General features: G+C 67.6%; 4 pseudogenes. 2 read left to right on the top strand and 2 right to left on the bottom strand.

Annotated elements, in window-relative coordinates:
- Window positions 1–126 precede the first annotated feature (126 nt).
- A pseudogene (locus DLJ49_RS20970) lies at window positions 127–480 on the bottom strand (transposase); the annotation flags it as partial.
- Window positions 481–567: 87 nt separating this feature from the next.
- Here DLJ49_RS20970 and DLJ49_RS20965 point away from each other — a divergent pair.
- Window positions 568–1,713, top strand: a pseudogene (locus tag DLJ49_RS20965) (glycoside hydrolase TIM-barrel-like domain-containing protein); the annotation flags it as partial.
- Here DLJ49_RS20965 and DLJ49_RS20960 read toward each other — a convergent pair.
- Window positions 1,699–2,265: pseudogene (locus DLJ49_RS20960) on the bottom strand (recombinase family protein); the annotation flags it as partial. The pseudogenes DLJ49_RS20965 and DLJ49_RS20960 overlap by 15 nt on opposite strands.
- Between DLJ49_RS20960 and DLJ49_RS22665 the strand changes: the two are divergent.
- Window positions 2,252–2,638, top strand: a pseudogene (locus tag DLJ49_RS22665) (transposase); the annotation flags it as partial. The pseudogenes DLJ49_RS20960 and DLJ49_RS22665 overlap by 14 nt on opposite strands.
- Window positions 2,639–2,902: the final 264 nt, after the last annotated feature.

Raw genomic sequence — 2,902 nt, 5'->3', positions numbered from 1 at the left:
GAAGAACCTCGCCGCTTACGGCCGCTGGCACGCCGCCCGTGACAACGCCGACCGGAGCTACCGCGACGTCCTCAGGAAGCTCCTCGCTTCAGGCCACCCCACCAACACGGTTTGCTGACACCGCCGGGCTTGCTGTTCCGCCGATTTCGGCTCGACGAAGCGCATCTCGGGTTGACGCACCCCAATCGTGATCGCCTCTGCATCCGCAGCATCGTTCTTCTGCCGCTTCACGAAAGGTTTCACATACTGGACGGCGAGCAGCCTGACCTCGTGACCCAGTCTTCGCATCTCTCGAGCCCAATAATGAGCGCTGCCGCAGGCCTCCATGGCGACCACCGCAGAAGGATGCTCGGCCATGAACCGGCGGAACTGCGCCCGTGTCAGCTTCTTGCGAAACCTGACCTGTCCATTGCTCGACGCGCCGTGCACCTGGAAAACGTTCTTTGCCAGATCGACCCCGATTACCGTATCCTTGTCCATGGTTGCCGTCCTTTCTCGCTTGGTGGCTGTACCACCATCATTTTGGCACAACGCGATGCCGTCGAGGGGGGCGGCAACCACCCCATTCACTACGACCGTCCGAGCGGGGTGGAGAGCGGGACGCCCACTGCGTGGGCGCCGGAGTCGAAGCCGATCTGGTTCACCGAGCTCGGATGCCCGGCCATCGACCGTGGCACCAACCAGCCCAACGTCTTCTTCGACCCGAAATCGTCCGAGAGCTTCTTGCCGTACTTCTCCCGCGGCTGGCGGGACGACGCGATCCAGCGCGCCTATCTCAAGGCGACGTATCTCTGGTGGGGCGATGCCACGAACAACCCGCTGTCCTCGGTCTACGGCGGCCGGATGGTGCACGTCCGCGAATGCGCCGCCTGGACCTGGGACGCGCGGCCGTACCCATTCTTCCCGGCGCTGACCGACGTCTGGACGGATGGCGGGAACTGGCGCCTCGGTCACTGGCTGACCGGACGGCTCGGGGCGGTATCGCTCGCGGCCCTTGTCCGCCATCTCTGCCTGCGCGCCGGGCTTCCCGAGAACCGGATCGACGTCACCGGGCTCTGGGGCGCGGTCGAGGGCTACGCCATCGGCGCGCTGGAAAGCCCTCGCGCCTTGATCACCACGCTCGCGCGGCATTTCGGCTTCGACGCGGTGGAGACCGAGGGTGTGATCCGGTTCGTCATGCGCGGGCGCGCAGCTGTCGCAACCGTCTCGCCAGACGATCTTGTCGCGCCCCGCGAGGGCGACGTTCTCGAGCTCACGCGCGGCCAGGAGACCGAACTGCCGCAGGCCCTGAAATGGCAGGTGGCCCGTGCCGACGAGGATTACGAGGCCGCACAGGTCGAGGCCCGGCGCATCACCGTCGATACGACCCGCATCGCGTCCGAGTCCTTCCCTATCGCGGTGCCGCCCGAGGAGGCCGAGCGCCGCTGCTGCCGCGCACTGATGGAAGCCTGGACCGGCCGCGAGAGCGCGGTCTTCCGCCTGCCTCCGTCGCGCCTCGCGCTCGATCCGGCTGATGTCGTGTCGTTTGTCCATGACGGCCGCGCCGTCCCGCTGCGGTTCATTTCCATCGCCGATGCCGATGCGCGCGGGATCGAAGCCGTCCGCCAGGAGCGGGAGGCCTATGACCTGCCGCCCGGCGCGCTGCGGCCTTCGGCGCTGTCGCAGGCCGTCGTCTTCGGCGCACCCGAGGCGGTGCTGCTCGACCTGGCGGAACACGGCGCGCAGCTGGTCGATGACGGCGGTCTCGATCTCGGCCGCGGGGACCCGGCCGACCGGGCAGGATCCGGCGCCATGCTTCAGCACCGTCTGGCTGACATAGTAACGGTAGAGCCTGGCGCCCTTGCGGGTGTGCGTCGGTGAGAACGCGGCCCCATCCGGCCCGAACAGCAGCCCCTTCAGCAGGGCTGGCGTGTCGGCGCGAGTGCGCGCGGCACGCTTGCGGGGGCTTTCCTGCAGGATGGCGTGGACACGGTCCCATGTCTCGCGGTCGACGATGGCGTCGTGATTGCCTGGGTAGCTCTCGCCCTTGTGGACTGCCTCCCCGATATGGGCGCGGTTGTTCAGCATCCGGTAGAGATACTTCTTGTCGATCCGGTTGCCGCGCGGCGTGCGGATGCCGCGCTTCGCGACCTGGCGCGCCAGTTCCGTGCCGGATCCGATCTGGAGGAAGCGGGCGAAGATCCAGCGGACATGCTCGGCCTGGGCCTCGTCCACGACCAGCTTCCGGTTCTTGACGCGGTAGCCGTAGGGCGGCACCCCGCCCAGCCTGGAGACCACGACCGCGAAGGTGCACGACAGCCAGGTCTGGGACGAGCTCCTGCACGGCGCGGAGACATCGGTCTGGGCGGACAAGGGCTATGTCAGCGCCGCGCGGGAGGCCGCGTTCTCCGGCCCCGGCAAGTTCTGGGGCGTCATGAGGAAGGCGCCGAAGGGCGGCGCGCTGCACCCCGTCGATGAGGACATCAACCGGATCATCGCCATGGTGCGGGCCCGGGTCGAACATCCCTTCCGGGTGCTCAAGCGGCAGTTCGGGTATCTCAAGACCCGGTACCGCGGCCTCGCGAAGAACCGGGCACAACTCTTCACGCTGTTCGCCCTCGGCAACCTGTTCCTCGTACGCCGGAGGCTCCTGGCATGAGGCGGAGTCTGCCCTCGGACGACAATCCCGGCCATTCGGGCCGGGAGATACGCCGAAAGCGCCCGTCTCACCGGGTGAAACGCCCTTACCAGACCCTCCAAAGCCCGAAATCGGCGAAGCCGAAGCGGTCGTTCAGACGATCCTTGGCGGTGTCAGCAAACCGTGTTGGTGGGGTGGCCTGAAGCGAGGAGCTTCCTGAGGACGTCGCGGTAGCTCCGGTCGGCGTTGTCACGGGCGGCGTGCCAGCGGCCGTAAGCGGCGAGG

The organism is Rhodovulum sp. 12E13 (assembly GCF_003340565.1).
Lineage (GTDB): Bacteria > Pseudomonadota > Alphaproteobacteria > Rhodobacterales > Rhodobacteraceae > HLUCCA09.
This window is presented reverse-complemented; position numbering and strand designations above follow the sequence as displayed.